Source organism: Paenibacillus amylolyticus, from assembly GCF_036894225.1.
Classification (GTDB): domain Bacteria; phylum Bacillota; class Bacilli; order Paenibacillales; family Paenibacillaceae; genus Paenibacillus; species Paenibacillus amylolyticus.
Genome location: NZ_CP145892.1, coordinates 94,500 through 109,323, shown reverse-complemented (window position 1 = coordinate 109,323; position 14,824 = coordinate 94,500). Strand labels below are relative to the sequence as shown.

At 46.2% G+C, this 14,824-nt stretch carries 18 protein-coding genes and 1 tRNA gene; 6 read left to right on the top strand and 13 right to left on the bottom strand.

From position 1 onward, the window contains the following. The first annotated feature begins 250 nt into the window (after nucleotides 1-250). Nucleotides 251-745 carry a GNAT family N-acetyltransferase gene (locus V6668_RS00525; protein ID WP_036607287.1) on the top strand — a complete coding sequence of 165 codons (495 nt, stop codon included), beginning with the start codon at nucleotides 251-253 and terminating at the stop codon, nucleotides 743-745. 150 nt (nucleotides 746-895) lie between these two features. Then, nucleotides 896-1,252, top strand: coding sequence for a c-type cytochrome (locus V6668_RS00520; protein ID WP_036607288.1), 357 nt, complete (start codon nucleotides 896-898; stop codon nucleotides 1,250-1,252). Between the two features lie 74 nt (nucleotides 1,253-1,326). Here V6668_RS00520 and rbsK read toward each other — a convergent pair whose 3' ends face one another. The 4 genes from rbsK to V6668_RS00500 form a co-directional block, all read right to left on the bottom strand. After that, nucleotides 1,327-2,310 carry a ribokinase gene (gene rbsK / locus V6668_RS00515; RefSeq protein WP_036607312.1) on the bottom strand — a complete coding sequence of 328 codons (984 nt, stop codon included), beginning with the start codon at nucleotides 2,308-2,310 and terminating at the stop codon, nucleotides 1,327-1,329. A gap of 44 nt (nucleotides 2,311-2,354) precedes the next feature. Further along, nucleotides 2,355-2,651: a 4a-hydroxytetrahydrobiopterin dehydratase gene (locus V6668_RS00510; RefSeq protein WP_017691315.1), complete on the bottom strand. Its 297-nt coding sequence runs from the start codon at nucleotides 2,649-2,651 to the stop codon at nucleotides 2,355-2,357. Between the two features lie 30 nt (nucleotides 2,652-2,681). After that, entirely contained in the window at nucleotides 2,682-2,837 is a 156-nt protein-coding gene (locus tag V6668_RS00505) for a hypothetical protein (protein WP_155985029.1), read from the bottom strand. 64 nt (nucleotides 2,838-2,901) lie between these two features. Continuing rightward, nucleotides 2,902-3,195 carry a hypothetical protein gene (locus V6668_RS00500; protein ID WP_036607290.1) on the bottom strand — a complete coding sequence of 98 codons (294 nt, stop codon included), beginning with the start codon at nucleotides 3,193-3,195 and terminating at the stop codon, nucleotides 2,902-2,904. 233 nt (nucleotides 3,196-3,428) lie between these two features. Between V6668_RS00500 and motA the strand changes: the two genes are divergently transcribed. Further along, entirely contained in the window at nucleotides 3,429-4,229 is an 801-nt protein-coding gene (motA, locus tag V6668_RS00495) for a flagellar motor stator protein MotA (protein ID WP_036607291.1), read from the top strand. Further along, nucleotides 4,216-5,034 carry a flagellar motor protein MotB gene (motB, locus tag V6668_RS00490; protein WP_036607292.1) on the top strand — a complete coding sequence of 273 codons (819 nt, stop codon included), beginning with the start codon at nucleotides 4,216-4,218 and terminating at the stop codon, nucleotides 5,032-5,034. The genes motA and motB overlap by 14 nt, the downstream gene beginning before the upstream one ends. A gap of 210 nt (nucleotides 5,035-5,244) precedes the next feature. Here motB and rluF read toward each other — a convergent pair whose 3' ends face one another. Both rluF and V6668_RS00480 read right to left on the bottom strand, forming a co-directional pair. Further along, nucleotides 5,245-5,946 (bottom strand): 23S rRNA pseudouridine(2604) synthase RluF, encoded by a 702-nt coding sequence (gene rluF / locus V6668_RS00485; RefSeq protein ID WP_036607293.1) that lies wholly within the window; start codon nucleotides 5,944-5,946, stop codon nucleotides 5,245-5,247. A gap of 18 nt (nucleotides 5,947-5,964) precedes the next feature. Next, on the bottom strand, nucleotides 5,965-8,304 hold the full coding sequence (locus tag V6668_RS00480) for an ATP-binding protein (protein ID WP_422395235.1): 2,340 nt from the start codon (nucleotides 8,302-8,304) through the stop codon (nucleotides 5,965-5,967). A 332-nt stretch (nucleotides 8,305-8,636) separates the two neighbouring features. On the opposite strand from V6668_RS00480, the gene tadA reads away from it, so the two are divergent. Beyond that, nucleotides 8,637-9,143 carry a tRNA adenosine(34) deaminase TadA gene (gene tadA / locus V6668_RS00475; protein WP_076329954.1) on the top strand — a complete coding sequence of 169 codons (507 nt, stop codon included), beginning with the start codon at nucleotides 8,637-8,639 and terminating at the stop codon, nucleotides 9,141-9,143. A 43-nt stretch (nucleotides 9,144-9,186) separates the two neighbouring features. Continuing rightward, a complete protein-coding gene (locus V6668_RS00470; RefSeq protein WP_036607294.1) occupies nucleotides 9,187-9,756 on the top strand; it encodes a GNAT family N-acetyltransferase in 570 nt (189 codons plus the stop codon). A gap of 265 nt (nucleotides 9,757-10,021) precedes the next feature. Here the strand turns inward: V6668_RS00470 and V6668_RS00465 are convergent, their stop codons facing one another. The 7 genes from V6668_RS00465 to pdxT form a co-directional block, all read right to left on the bottom strand. Further along, on the bottom strand, nucleotides 10,022-11,116 hold the full coding sequence (locus V6668_RS00465; RefSeq protein WP_017691323.1) for a hypothetical protein: 1,095 nt from the start codon (nucleotides 11,114-11,116) through the stop codon (nucleotides 10,022-10,024). 235 nt (nucleotides 11,117-11,351) lie between these two features. Then, a complete protein-coding gene (locus V6668_RS00460) occupies nucleotides 11,352-11,504 on the bottom strand; it encodes a small acid-soluble spore protein P (RefSeq protein WP_036607296.1) in 153 nt (50 codons plus the stop codon). 21 nt (nucleotides 11,505-11,525) lie between these two features. Beyond that, nucleotides 11,526-11,702, bottom strand: a complete 177-nt coding sequence (locus V6668_RS00455) for a hypothetical protein (protein ID WP_017691325.1) — start codon at nucleotides 11,700-11,702, stop codon at nucleotides 11,526-11,528. Between the two features lie 29 nt (nucleotides 11,703-11,731). Continuing rightward, nucleotides 11,732-12,070 carry a hypothetical protein gene (locus V6668_RS00450; protein WP_036607297.1) on the bottom strand — a complete coding sequence of 113 codons (339 nt, stop codon included), beginning with the start codon at nucleotides 12,068-12,070 and terminating at the stop codon, nucleotides 11,732-11,734. Between the two features lie 193 nt (nucleotides 12,071-12,263). Further along, a tRNA-Ser gene (locus V6668_RS00445) sits at nucleotides 12,264-12,352 on the bottom strand. 198 nt (nucleotides 12,353-12,550) lie between these two features. Next, nucleotides 12,551-13,834 (bottom strand): serine--tRNA ligase, encoded by a 1,284-nt coding sequence (serS, locus tag V6668_RS00440; RefSeq protein ID WP_076254817.1) that lies wholly within the window; start codon nucleotides 13,832-13,834, stop codon nucleotides 12,551-12,553. Nucleotides 13,835-14,107: 273 nt separating this feature from the next. Next, nucleotides 14,108-14,698, bottom strand: a complete 591-nt coding sequence (gene pdxT, locus V6668_RS00435; protein ID WP_036671585.1) for a pyridoxal 5'-phosphate synthase glutaminase subunit PdxT — start codon at nucleotides 14,696-14,698, stop codon at nucleotides 14,108-14,110. Nucleotides 14,699-14,824: the final 126 nt, after the last annotated feature.

Below are 14,824 nucleotides of genomic sequence, written 5' to 3'. Positions count from 1 at the left end.
TTTTTTTGTGCTTCAATCCTTATTCATGTTGCAAGTTATACTCGGGGCATATCCTGCGACATCAACAGGTTCATTTTGCGTTCGTTCGTCCGTGCCCTTATGATGTTTTTACCCATCCCGTTATAATATAAACGAAATTACCGGAACTTTTGTTTCATTTTTTTTCTTGGGAAGGAAGACTTGCTAAATGAACATCTCTTTTGTAGAGTGGACAAAGAGTTCTGTTTCAAGGAAAGGAGCATGCAGGTGTATGAAGGAAACCCCTGTGACGTTTCACGTTGTACCCATGCGAGAAGAACATGCGGAGCTTATCTGCAGTTGGCAGTATGATCCGCCTTACAATATCTACAGCTGGCTCCCCTGGGAGCAGATGAAAGCTCTGGAAGTGGAATTCGGAGATGCACAGCTGCGGCAGGAGCAATATGCGATCGTCCTGGATCAGAACGATCGTATATGTGGGTTTGCTCAATACTTCCCACTTCAAGGGGTAACCCGGATTGGCCTTGGCATGCATCCAGAGCTGTGTGGTCAGGGTCAAGGGACAGCTTTTGTCACTGCCATTGTACAAGAAGCTATTCGCCGAAATCCCACGAATGAGATTGATCTGGAAGTACTCACTTGGAATGCTCGTGCCATTCAAGTCTATCTGAAGAGTGGATTTGTCACCCAGGATACATACGAACGACAGACCCCCAGCGGCTTGAAGCCCTTTCACTGTATGGTTTATGAAGGGCCTCGCGGTTAGAATCCATTGCAAAACAACCAAATTTGCCCCTTGTTATGTGATTAGTTCAAAAAATTCCCACAAAATGCTATGATGTCAGTACAGGTTCCGTTATAATGATATGGATAGTTTCAGGTTAGATGATCTTTCATTCTGGAGGGGACATAAGGGATGCACAAATGGATCATGAGCGGAGTATTTTTTGCAGCATGCGCTTTAGCTATTGTTTTAATGTTTACGCTTCCAGGGAAAGAAGAAGTAGCTGAAGAAGCCAAGCCAACCATGCCGGAAGTAACATTGGATGCCGGACAAGCTGAAGCACTGGTCAAAGCCAATTGTATCTCCTGTCACGGGGATCAGCTTCAAGGTGGCGTAGGACCTGCTCTGGCCAACATCGGCAGCCAGGATGATCTGGAGAAGATCTATTCTACGATTGTCAAAGGTAAAGGTGGTATGCCTTCCTTCAAGGGCAAACTGCAGGACGAAGAGATTGCAAATATCGCCATGTGGCTGTCAGAGAAGAAATAATCTCTGCACACGCATAACAAAGAGGCGCTTAATCCCCTTTTCGGAGAATAAGAGCCTCTTTGTTATATCAATTATTAAGCCTCTGCGGCATGCTCAGCCAGGAAGGCCTCAACTTCACGTGCGGACGGCATCCCGGACTGGGCGCCGAGCTTTGTCACGGATAACGCGGCCGCACCCATGGCGAAGCCTACGGCCGCGTCCAAAGTCTCACCGCGCGCGAGGGCTACTGCCAGCGCGCCGTTGAAGCAATCGCCAGCGCCGGTCGTATCGACGGCGCTTACGGCGTAGCCGGGCGCACGGCACGCGCCGGCACGCCCTGCTTGTACGCGGCCACCAGGCGCCGCCGCGTAGACAGCCCCCTCGGGGCCGAGCGTCGTGACGACAGCGGCCCCGAGGGATGCGGCGAGCTCTGCGACCGCCGCATCCAGGTCTTCCGGCCGGAGATGATCCCGGCCGGTAAGCACGGCAAGCTCACTGCGGTTTGGCGTGACAACGTCGACGCACCGCAGGAGCTCCTGGGGCAGACCCGGCACCGCGGGAGCCGGGTTGAGCACCACCAGTGCGCTGCCTTCAGCCGCCAGTTGGGCGGCGCGGGTAACCGCTGGCAGCGGGATCTCCAGCTGTAGCAGCACCGCTGCGGCTGCAGTCAGGCTTTTAACCGTATCCGCCTCTTCCAGCATTTCAGGCGCCACTTGCCCATTCGCACCAGGAATAACAATAATCCGGTTGTCTCCCCGAGAAAGCCAGATGGAAGCCGTCCCTGTAACCGTGTCTTCCAATATGCGAACCCGCGAGGCATCTGCACCACTTTCCGTCAGACTGTGCAGCAGACGTTCGCCAAAACCGTCCGATCCCACCGCACCAATCATCGTAGTCTGTCCACCCAGACGCGCAGCAGCAACAGCCTGGTTCGCCCCTTTGCCACCAGCGAGATAATGCAGCTCCTCACCGCTCACCGTCTCTCCCTCTTCCGGAATCGTGTCTGTCTTCACTACAAGATCCATATTGAGACTGCCTACGACAGCAATAAGAGGTTGTTTCTGATTATAGTCTGACATGTATGGTTCACTCACTTCTGGCCGCGTGATAATAACCAACCTCGTTATTGCGACCTCATTTTGTCATAAGCTTCGTTATATTGCCCTGCTTCCTTGATATCTACAGATGTAATACCACCCGCATCCCATGATGTGAGACGCAGCGTAACCGTTGTATAATCAATCGTAATAAAAGGATGATGATTGAATGCTTCCGAGATCGCAGCGACCTCATCCACAAATGCAATCCCTTTCATGTAGTTGGAGAACACGAATTTACGTACAATCCACCGTCCCTCTTCCAGTTCCCAGCCTTCCAGCCTTCCCAGATGAGCTTCGACTTCCTCTTGCGAAAAAACCATGCGTTATCTTCCTCCCCATAGGGTGGTACATTACAGACATGCGTCCGTATAACCACCGACACCTTCGGCGCTATCAACAGCAACCTCAAAGGCCAGGCTCACCGCCATGCGGTTGGCCCATTTCACGACTAACATCTTACCACGGACAAGCTTCAAAATCCAATCAACTACATGGCATAGAACCAATAACCATAAGGCTTTGAGGGGAATTCCAATTCCATTTACACCCCTGAAAATGCATGTAAACACACTAAATTAAAGGTACAAATGTCAACTCTTCTTCCCCGATCAAAATATGAATGCGGTGCTGTTCCTTATCATGGATGACCACGCCACTTCCAACCGGAATAACGGACTCCTCGCCCAGCGCATAGAACAAATCCTCCGCCAATGCCTCATCCACTTCAAGTTGGTCAGATGCAGCCAGTCTCCCCCACTCTTCCGCGTCCATTTCAAAGAAAACATACCGATCCGGTATGCGTCCGATTGCCGTTGTCAGATCTGTCAAAATTCCTTCATAATCCCGTCCATGCTTTACGCCCATTGGCTTTTCACTCCTATTCGGCCCCTAAGGAGCGGATTTGATCTTATTATACCTGAAAATAGCCCTTAAAAAAAAAGGCCTTCTGGTCGATAAATACATATATGACCGTTTTAACTGTTTTAGCAACCGTAAGGAATGCCTAACATTGAACGGATTGCGGCCAAAAATTCGTCCGGAAGCCCGAACACAGCCGCTTGAAAGGATTCAATTTTATCTCATGGATGAGGTGTATGATGAACATTTCAACGATTATTGGACTAATTTTGGGGCTGGTCTCCCTTGTATTTGGTATGTTCTTGAAGGGTGCGCCCTTAATCAACCTGGTTAACAATCCCGCAGCCTACATTATTATCTTTGTTGGTACGGCAGGAACCATCTTTATCGCATTTCCGATGTCTGAAGTTAAGAAAATCCCTAAGCTTTTCGGGATTGTTTTCAAAAATCAAGTACTTATTGATCGCGTATCCCTGATCGGCACATTTATGGATTGGGCTTCCACTACCCGTCGTGAAGGTTTGCTTGCACTGGAATCAAAAGTAGAAGAGATTGACGATCAGTTCCTTCGTGGCGGTATGCGTATGATTATAGACGGCAACGATCAGGAATTTGTAAGTGATGTGCTCATGGAAGATATTCATGCTACAGAGGAGCGCCACCGTGGCAGTGCCTTGATCTTCGCTCAGGCGGGGATGTACGCACCAACGCTCGGGGTTCTCGGGGCCGTTGTAGGTCTCATCGCAGCACTTGCCGATCTCAGTGACATGGAGAAACTCTCCCATGCGATTGCGGCAGCATTTATCGCAACACTCCTTGGTATATTTAGTGGTTACGTGTTATGGCACCCGATGTCTAACAAGCTGAAACGGATGTCCAAGCAAGAAATGGAGATCAAGCTGATGATGGTTGAAGGACTGTTATCCATACAATCCGGTGTCTCCACCATCGCCATCAACCAAAAGTTATCCGTATTCCTGACACCTTCCGAACGTAAACAACTGGAAGAGAAGGAGGGATCACCAGGTGAAAAAGGCTAAGAAGCACGAACCACATGAAGAGCATATAGACGAGAGCTGGTTGCTTCCCTATTCCGACTTGATGACCTTGTTGCTCGCTCTGTTTATTGTATTGTTCGGTATGAGTTCAATCGATGCAGCTAAGTTCGAGCAGATGGCTTCCGCACTAAACAGTGCATTAAATGGAGGTTCCGGAATTCTGGACCATTCGTCCATGAATCCGGATACGCCAGGTGCTGATTTGGGTAAGAACAAACAGGAACCTACAGAAATCACCAAGAAAACACCAGCTCAGATTACAGATGCACAGATGGCTAAGAAAGAACAAGAAGACCTGGAGAAACTCAAAGAGCGACTCGACAAATATATCTCGAAGAACGGACTTTCAGACCAGCTGAACACCAAGCTGAATCAGTCTGAATTGAAGATCACCATCAGTGATAACGCCCTGTTCTCCTCAGGCCGAGCAGATGTGAAGCCTGAATCACGATCCCTGGCCAAAGCAATCTCAAGCATGCTGCAGGAGTTCCCTGAATATGAAGTGGTTGTATCCGGTCATACCGATAATATTCCCATTTCGAACAACCAATATAAGGATAACTGGGATCTAAGCGCAGATCGTGCGCTCAACTTCCTGAAAATCCTGTTGCTGAACTCTCAATTGGACCCTTCCAAATTCACACCAAGTGGTTATGGAGAGTATCACCCAATTGCCAGCAATGACACCAATACTGGACGGGCACAGAATCGCCGTGTAGAGGTATCTATCATTCGGAAGTATCAAAGTAACAATACAAATGTAAAAGCCGTTGGCGGAGGAAACTAGAGGCCTGCAGCGATTCATTAACCAAAGACCGTTCTCCAGTTACAAGGAGAACGGTCTTTTTGGTTTTATAAGGCTTATGCCTGGTTCATCTACATATTTCCGTACTATTCGGTATTATTGACCAGTCTTCATTAAATCTGCACCAAAAAGCCCTGCACTCCTTTTCGGAAAGCAGGGCTTCAATCAGTTAATTAGTCGAACTCGAATCAACTATTCCAGCGAATAGTCCAACAGACCGCCCAGCTCCGCTTTTTCAGCAGGAGTAAGCTCTCTCCATGAACCTGTCGCCATTTCTCCAAGATGGATGTTCATGATCCGAATACGCTTCAACTTACGAACCTCGTAACCAAAGGCACTACACATCCTCCGAATCTGACGGTTCTTTCCTTCAGTCAGGATGATACGGAATACTCGATCCGTCATCCGGGTCACTGTACAAGGCAGGGTCATTTCACCCAGGATCTTCACCCCAGTGCTCATACCTCTAAGGAAACTCGGGGTTACAGATCGATCAACAGTAACGATATACTCTTTCTCATGGCGCCCTTCTGATCTAAGAATCCGGTTAACGATATCACCATCATTGGTCATCAGGATCAAACCTTCCGAGTCCTTATCCAGACGTCCAATAGGAAAGATACGTTCATCGTGCCCGACAAAATCAACGATATTGCCCTGAATATGCTGCTCGGTTGTACTTGTGATCCCGATCGGTTTATTCAGCGCGATATATACGTGTTTTCTCTTTTCCTTGATTGGCTTGCCATTGATTCGTACATCGTCGCCTTCTTCTGCCTGACTGCCCAGTTCAGCCTTAACTCCATTAATGGTTACCTGACCACTATCCACCAACTTGTCGGCTTCACGCCGGGAGCAATAACCTGTTTCACTAATAAATTTATTAATACGCAAAAGGTAATCTCACCTCATCTATTTCTCTTCATCTGTAAGTGTGTCATCTGTTACCTGATCCACCTCAATAACTTCCGGTTGTTGCTCGGATGCAGGCAGTTCAATAATAACCGTTGTTCCCTTGTTCATGACGCTTTTAATATCCATCATGCCCTTATGTGATTGAATAATGCGCTGACTGACCATCAGGCCAAGCCCTGTTCCAGACTCTTTATTCGTAAAGAAAGGCTCCCCAAGCTTGGGCATCATCTCTTCCGGGATACCGATCCCTTCATCCCTGATCTCAATTCTGACGCGTTTCGATTGCTCGTCATGCTTGAGCTTGATATGGATGTTTCCTCCATTTGGCATGGCCTCCATACCATTTTTCAGCAAATTGATGAATACCTGCTTCAATTGGTTCTCTTCACAGTGTACCATAGCCGAATCGGATGAGGCACGCAGTACAAATTCTACACCATGCAGATGCGCCTGACTATCCAGTAACGAGATGACATCGCCAAGAATAAAACGAATATCCCGATTCTGAAAATGAACCGCCTGCGGTTTCGCCAGAATCAAAAATTCACCAACAATAAGGTTGATTCGATCCAGCTCCGATAACATCAGATCCAGATGACGATGATTCAGCTTGTTGCTCTCTTGCTGTAACTGCAGGAATCCGCGCAGCGTGGTCAGTGGATTACGAATCTCATGTGCCACACCTGCTGCAAGCTGGCCCACGGTTGTTAGCTTCTCAGAACGTCTCAGTAGCTCTTCCATCCGATTACGGCTTGTAATGTCCCTGGAGACACTAATGAGCGCGGTAATCTCTCCAGCCTCGTCTCGTACCGGAGCCGTACTGACACTGACCTCTACTCGGGTTCCGTCTTTCTTCATCCAGGTGGTTTCGTTGGACGTAATGGACATCCCCTCAACGAGTTGGGCATGCTGACGTTTCATTTCTTCTTCTGCCTCTGGCGGGATGATCTTCAGATTACGACCTTCCACCTCACGACTTCGAAAGCCATATAATTGTTCAAATGCGCGGTTAACCCGCAGCACTTTTCCTTCAAGATCCGTAATGTGAATGGCGTCCGCTGTCTGATTGATAATGGACTCCAGATGTTCTTTCACCGCCCGATTCTCTTCATACATCTGTTTCAGACGACTCGTATAATGGCCCAGATTACGTATCATGGCATTAATACGATTGGCCAGTTGGCCAAGTTCATCCTTCCTCCGTACTTTCAGACGGAAATCAAAGTGCCCATCCGCTACATCATTCACTTTGCCCAGTATGGATTGGATCGGACGTGTAATATACCCTGCGAGCAAATAGCTGCCAAAGATCACAATCTCCAGCAAAACCAACGATATGGAGGCATGGCTCACCAACTGCTCAGATACCATGGAGGATATTTGCTTATAGTCCATGACAATACTGATCACATAGGAAGACTGATTGGGTGTAAAAATGGGAATAAAACTCTTCAGTACCTTCTGTTCGTGCGTTTCACTGACAAAAGATACATTTTGGCCTGTTCGAATGGCGCGCACCACAGCACGATGATCCTCATCCGTAGAACCATACTGGTATGTACCAAAACGAATCGGTCTGTTATTCAACTTGCTAAAGTTCGAATCTCTTCCGTCATCACTCATGTTCGGGCTACCAAAAGTCAACGGATTGATGCCTGTAATCTCCAGAATGGAGGGATTGACCTCACGAATTTTATTTAAAATCTCATCCGGACTAGAGATTTTCACATAGTCATCAACTTCCGTATTATTATAGAAGGGATTGATTATGTAGTTTCTCTTTCCATCATGGTAGTAACCCCAGATATCAATATCCGAAGGACTGGATGTCGAATATTCGAATCCATCTGACCAGAAATGCTCCAACTTCTGTCCTTGGGGAATCGTCACCTGTTGTTTTTCAAATAATTGCTTAAAGGCCTGATACCAATAAGTCATGGATTTGGTGGACAGCCCGATTTCTCTCGGATCTGAGGAGCGGTTAACAACGATGTCATCATCCGTCTGTTCCATTAACGAAATATGTGAGACGCCGACCTTTTGGCTCAAGCGTACAAGTTCTTCATTTGTGATATTATTAATATCCGGGTCCAATTCTTCCGCTGCCATGACAGCAGCAAGCCACAGATTGTTTCCAATCTGCCGTTTTACATAATCCGAACTGTATTGATTCTGTTCGACAGCAATTGCAATCTGCTTTGCAGTGAGCACCATCTTGGTTTCACTGTCCTGCCTCAGATTCTCTTCTGTAGTATAATAACTCAGTGCGATATTCAACACTAAAATAACGAGCACTGAGCACGACATAATCATGGATAATTTCGTTTTAATAGACAAGTTTTTTTGTTCACCTCTCGGCTTGTACCCTCTGGCGATATATGGCAAAACCTATCTCCATCATAACGCTTGTATGTCTTTTTGAAAAGGATAATTGACCTGTGTCCAAAAGTTACCGAATGACTGAAAAGCTCGAAATTCGTTGTTTTTTGCATTTTCGAACTCTACAATGAAATTAATCACTATATTTATCCACATACCCACAGGCTTGTGGATAGTTTGTTTATAACTATGTGAGCAACTACACGGTTATCCACAATTCTATACACAACATGTTAACAACCCGAATATTTGTTCGCTGAATAAACGATTTTGGAAGGAGTTATATAGTAATGACTGACCATTTTCTTCAGACCGATCTTGCGCATTTATCTGAGGAAGCTCAGCATGAGCACTGGATGCGGGAGGCCATTGCCGAGGCCTACAAAGCTGAGGCTCTTGGGGAAGTGCCGATTGGAGCTGTAATCGTACAAAATAACCAAATTATTGGTCGGGGATACAATCTGCGTGAAACTACACTGGATTCCACCGCCCATGCAGAGATGGTGGCTATTCGTCAGGCCAGCGAGACCATCGGAGCTTGGCGTTTGTTGGATTGTTCTCTGTACGTCACACTGGAACCTTGTCCAATGTGTGCAGGTGCAATTGTACAATCCAGGGTCCCCCGCGTAATCTATGGTACGGCTGATCCCAAGGCAGGCTGTGCAGGTACACTGATGAATCTGCTACAGGAGCCGCGTTTTAACCATCGCACCGAGGTTATTGCGGATATTCTCCAACCTGAATGCTCCACGATGCTAACTCAATTTTTCAGAAGTCTGCGCCAAAAGTTAAAGTAGTCACCGACTACAAACATCCCAATTAGAAAGGAAGTGTGCTGTAATGGCACTAACACTCTATGATACAGCCAATGGCATAAGCCTTCGGTTGCTCACACCCCAAGATACACAGTCCTATTTGGACCTGATTCAGGTCACACGCGTCCCCTACCAGTCTGTAGAACCCGTGCGAGACGATGAATTCTATACACTGGATGCTCAGACTCGGCGGATTGAGGATCGGGTCAAGGCAGCAGAAGATGGTACAGGATATCAATTTGGAATCTATACTATTAAAGACAGCCTGCTAATTGGACAAGTAAGTATCAACAATGTCGTATTGGGCGTTGCCAATTATGCGGATATGGGTTACTTTATCCATCCAGATTATCAGGGTGGCGGACGAATGACAGCAGCGGTTAAACTGGCCGTAGCTTATGGCTTCCGTGCGCTAAAGTTAAATCGGATTCAGGCTGCAGTATTGCCCTCCAACAAAGGTTCACAGCGCGTACTGGAGAAGAACGGATTCCAGTTTGAAGGTACTGCGCGCAAATACCTCAAGATCAACGGCAAATATCAGGATCATCAGATCTATGCTGTACTTGCTGAAGACTTGGACGAACTTACGAATTAATTGATTTAGAAGCTTCCCAATAAAGCTGTCTGGTCTGTATTCCCAATTTAACAATATACAAGTTTAATGTACAAAACCGCACTACCCTAGTTATGTAGGAGAGAGTGCGGTTTTATTTTTATAGATCACCAGCCACGATTCAAAATCAAAGATCATTATTTTGCGTATGTCCCCTCTTACGCTGTCTAACAAAAAAAACCGCCTGTACCCAAGCGGAAGGAAATTATCCTTCACTTGAATCACAGACGGTTTGAACTCAGCGAGATTAGTATCCGTATGAAGCGTTCATCAGTTCTTCGAACTCTTGCATAGTAATTACGTCATCGCCAGTAGGGATGTTGATTTTGAATGCTGCTTTTTCATTAATCTTGGTGTACGTATTGGAACCGGTAAATGCCAATTTCACTTCGTCTTTTGTACCTTCTGGCTTGATCAGCACATCAGCGACCATCTTTTGATATACAGGGAAGTCGTTTTTGTCCAATGCGAAATCGATGTTGAATTGGTTGATTGTCAGAACATCTTTCAATTTATCCAAGTCTTTAGCCATTTCAGCCTGATCTGCTTCAGTGATCTTCAGATCTTCTTTAGCTTTGTCGATATCAGCCTGATCCATTTGCAGCATTTCACGATATTCCTCTTTGGACAGAATATCCAATACTTTAGGCATAGCTTTTGTTACCAGTACAGTAACTGCTTCTTTAACATTGTCATTATTCACCGAGAATTGTACAACCTGCTTCGCATCTACGCCTTCAGGAAGTTGTGCATCTTTGGTGTCTAGATTTTTGAAGAATTTAGCTTGATCGTACTCGCTCAGCACTGCGTCCATGACTTCGTTGCTCAGCTTTTGCGTTTTGGCTGCGTCCATAGCATCAGGGTTCCATTCCGTACCCTCTTGCTCAGCCAGTTCTTTCAGGTCCAACTCTAGGAACTTGTTAACAACATTCTCCGGAATCGGGAAGAACGGAATATTCGGCACTTTCACATAGAGTTTCTCTGCCGTCATCACCATTGGGATGTTAAAAGTCATACCCATGTCGCCTTTAAGCTCGATGCCAAGAGTCATCTCTGTCTGCATTGGCTCACTTTGGTATACACCTGTTACATTCAACTGAGCATCCTTCAGCATGCTCATAAACTGAGTCATGGTAGGATCAGTTTGTGAAGCATCCCCAGGTTTATAGCTCAATTCATTAATAGTGAAATTAGAACTCATTTCATACGAAGTCAATTTGGAAGCATTGGCCGCAGCCGTCTTCAATGCCTCTTTTGGTTCCTGCTTGCTGCTACATGCTGTCAATGCCATAGATACGGTCAACAGCAACGTGAGAAGAAGCGCCCCCATACGTTTAGTCATTTGTTTCTCTCCTCTCGTGATAACCCCAAAAAAAAGTAATTCAATATCAATGATATACCATATCACCAGATACCGAAACCTAATTTGGGAAAAATGTGATCTTTCCTCTTTAAAATGGCTACAAAGACCTATGTCAGCTTTGGGAATAACCATGTGCCTGTCTTTATATATGTATGAATACGCAAAAGCCCCCTGTTAGGTAACAAGGGACTTTTGCGTGATTCTGTTTCTTCTATTAACCTTGGGGATTCAAATGATCCACATGATTTTGATTTTTTACTTTTTTGGAACCGGATAATGGTTCCTGCATGGAAGAGCGTTTGGATGAATGACGATGCTGTTCGGATGCTTGCGCTTCCGGCACGGGAATTGTTTTTGGTTTGCTCATATTATTGCCCCCTCATCATTGTTAGGAATGGGATGGGTCCCTATCTTCCGTTTTGTCATGATTCAGTGCATCCTGATGACGGCGATCATTAATATCTTGCTGAATTTGCTGGGCATGATGACTGTTTACGGCAGGCTGCTCCAGATCATCGACTACATTTTGCAGGTTTTTGTCTACTCCCGCTTTGGCTTTAGTCAATTGAGTTCACTCCTTCAGATTTCAGGCTATTATCTTGTCTGGGATTGTAACGACTGGGCGCATTCATGAATGTGCCGTGTATAATCGTGAGCCAGTTCCTGAATCGGTTCTGTACGCTCATCCGTCGTTCGTCCATCCCGTTCCACATCAATCAGCTGTACGCTGACTTCACGGGAATCGACATATGCACATTTGAAATCAAAAGAGTACATCTCGTGCCCTGCTGTAGCAATGTGTATCCGAATCGCCTGCTGATCGGCTTCATCGGCCATTACCTGAGCCTGGTCTCCAACATTCAGGACTTGAGGCAAACGTTCTTGCCAAGCCCCTACAAGCTCTGTCTGATCGATGTTTAACTCGCGGTTCATCTTACCACCTCCACTCCTATAAAGTGCGGCGATGAAGATGTTTTTATACATATTAGCCTTATTCAAAATATAACGTTGTACTGAGCAACGTATACATCGGTCACCAATCTGTATTGCTCACTACGCTGGACAAACTCACAACGCAAAAAAGGACCCGAGCGAGATCGCTCGAATCCTTGTTATAAGTGTAGTATGGCGGAGAGGGTGGGATTCGAACCCACGTGGAGTTGCCCCCTAACGGTTTTCAAGACCGCCCCGTTATGACCGCTTCGGTACCTCTCCAGGGAAATTAACTTTTATAAACTTGCCACGAAAAGTATCATACCACATCTCGACATTATAATGCAACCTTTTTATATTAAAATTGATAATCCCGTATCAGACAACTTCCTCAGTTATACAAAACACTCCAATCCGCCATTCCGAAATGACGGATTGAATTTGTATTCCCCTTGATGAGGATGGTTAGCTAACTCTTACTTAAGAGCGACGTGCAATCACACTTGCACCGCCCATATAAGGACGCAATGCTTCAGGAATGACAACCGTACCATCTTCCTGTTGATAGTTCTCCAGGATAGCGGCTACCGTCCGTCCAACAGCCAATCCTGACCCGTTCAATGTATGAACAAATTCCGGTTTGGCTTTTGGCTCTCTGCGGAAACGGATATTGGCACGACGTGCCTGGAAGTCCTCACAGTTGGAGCACGAAGAAATCTCACGATAAGTGTCGCTCTCAGGCAACCACACTTCAATATCATACGTTTTAGCTGAAGTGAAGCCCATATCTGCCGTGCACAATGTCAGGACGCGATACGGCAAGCCCAACAATTGAAGCACACGCTCCGCATTTTGAGTCATTTGCTCCAGCTCTTCATACGAAGTCTCCGGAGTAGAGAGCTTGAGCAGCTCTACTTTGTTGAATTGATGCTGACGAATCAAACCGCGTGTATCCCGCCCAGCCGAACCGGCTTCAGAACGGAAACAAGAGCTGTATGCCACAAAGTGCTTAGGCAATTGATCTACATTCAAAATCTCTTCGCGATGATAGTTCGTTACCGGAACTTCAGCAGTAGGGATCAGATAATATTCGGTATCTTTCAACTTGAACAGGTCTTCTTCGAACTTAGGCAGTTGACCTGTTCCAAACAAGCTGTCCCGATTAACGATGTATGGAGGCAGAATCTCTTCATATCCATGTTGATCGCTGTGCAGATCCATCATGAAGTTAATCAATGCACGTTCCAGACGTGCTCCTAATCCTTTATAAAAGGTAAAACGGGAACCTGTTACTTTGGCAGCCGCTTCAAAATCAAGAATATCGAGATCCTGCGCAATTTCCCAGTGTGCTTTTGGTGCAAAAGTAAATGACTTCGGCTCTTCCCAACGACGAATCTCAACATTGTCGTCTTCAGAAGCTCCAATAGGTACGCTTTCGTTAGGAATGTTCGGAATCGCCATTGTGAGATCATTGATCTTCACTTCCAGTTCCCGAACTTCCTCGTCCATGGCTTTGATTCGATCAGAGACTTCACGCATCTCCACAATCAGATCATCAGCGTTCTCACGATTCTTCTTCAGTCTAGCAACTTCTGCGGAAACTGTATTCCGACGGCTCTTCAGTGTTTCACTCTCTTGAAGCAATTCCCGACGCTTGGCATCCATCTCGGTAAATCCAGCGATAAGATCCAGCGATTTGCCACGTTTAGTCAATGCTTCTTCTACACGTGCATACTCATTCCGCAATATTTTCACATCAAGCACGATATACCCCTCCTAAATAACCTCACAACGTGAAGCCTTATGTTAAATCCATTCTCATAACTCTACTGTATACACCTTACTATATACTTATCGGAACCTGTAACCCAAAAAACAACCTATATCCCCCTTGTCACCCTCCGCTGCGATTCCCGCTATGAAGCAGATACAGGCAACATCAGGCATCCGTTCAGATGCAACTGCCAACCAGTGGCCTTACACGGCTTCTGGTGAAGTGATCCGATGACCGGGAGATCATAGGTTGTACATCATGCATTATTTAGAGTCTACCGTGTGTTTGTAGGATCTGGCCATGTCTACAAAATAAGTATGCAGACGATAGTCATCCGTCAATTCCGGATGGTAGGAGCAAGCCAACAAATGTCCCTGACGAGCCGTAACAATCTCATCCTTGTATGTGGAGAGAACCTCCACCTGGTCTCCGACACTCTCGATCAAGGGCGCCCGTATAAATACAGCCCTTACCGTTTCCTCAATGCCTTTGACTGGCAAATCCGTCTCAAAACTTTCTCTCTGCCGTCCAAATGCGTTTCGGGATACTGTCATATCCATTAGCTCCAAATGAGCTTCTTCTTGCCCTGCAATGTGTTTAGCCATAACGATCAAGCCAGCACAGGTACCAAATACCGGTTTGCCCTCAGCAGCAAACGCCCGAATGGCATCCATAAACCCATACTTGCGCATCAGTTTACCAATCGTTGTGCTTTCCCCGCCAGGAAGGATAAGACCATCCAAGTCCTCCAATTGCTGAACCTGCTTGATAGCTATACCTTCTGCTCCAGCACGTTCAATACTTCGAATATGCTCTGTGACAGCTCCTTGAAGTGCTAAAACGCCGATCTTCATACGCTCATTCCCCTTCTCTTACCAGCCACGATCTTGCATACGGTAAACGAACATTGTACTTTTTCACTTCATCATACGTGAATTCTAACTTGATATTTTACCGGAAAAATTGTAAATATACAATCC

Bases quoted from the DNA above. Each gene is read 5' to 3' on its own strand.
- V6668_RS00520 (WP_036607288.1), top strand. From the start codon at position 896: ATGCACAAATGGATCATGAGCGGAGTATTTTTTGCAGCATGCGCTTTA.
- V6668_RS00470 (WP_036607294.1), top strand. From the start codon at position 9,187: ATGGCACTAACACTCTATGATACAGCCAATGGCATAAGCCTTCGGTTG.
- V6668_RS00500 (WP_036607290.1), bottom strand. From the start codon at position 3,195: ATGGGCGTAAAGCATGGACGGGATTATGAAGGAATTTTGACAGATCTG.
- pdxT (WP_036671585.1), bottom strand. From the start codon at position 14,698: ATGAAGATCGGCGTTTTAGCACTTCAAGGAGCTGTCACAGAGCATATT.
- V6668_RS00525 (WP_036607287.1), top strand. From the start codon at position 251: ATGAAGGAAACCCCTGTGACGTTTCACGTTGTACCCATGCGAGAAGAA.
- V6668_RS00510 (WP_017691315.1), bottom strand. From the start codon at position 2,651: ATGGTTTTTTCGCAAGAGGAAGTCGAAGCTCATCTGGGAAGGCTGGAA.
- V6668_RS00450 (WP_036607297.1), bottom strand. From the start codon at position 12,070: ATGAACCGCGAGTTAAACATCGATCAGACAGAGCTTGTAGGGGCTTGG.
- motA (WP_036607291.1), top strand. From the start codon at position 3,429: ATGAACATTTCAACGATTATTGGACTAATTTTGGGGCTGGTCTCCCTT.
- tadA (WP_076329954.1), top strand. From the start codon at position 8,637: ATGACTGACCATTTTCTTCAGACCGATCTTGCGCATTTATCTGAGGAA.
- rbsK (WP_036607312.1), bottom strand. From the start codon at position 2,310: ATGTCAGACTATAATCAGAAACAACCTCTTATTGCTGTCGTAGGCAGT.
- V6668_RS00460 (WP_036607296.1), bottom strand. From the start codon at position 11,504: ATGAGCAAACCAAAAACAATTCCCGTGCCGGAAGCGCAAGCATCCGAA.
- V6668_RS00465 (WP_017691323.1), bottom strand. From the start codon at position 11,116: ATGACTAAACGTATGGGGGCGCTTCTTCTCACGTTGCTGTTGACCGTA.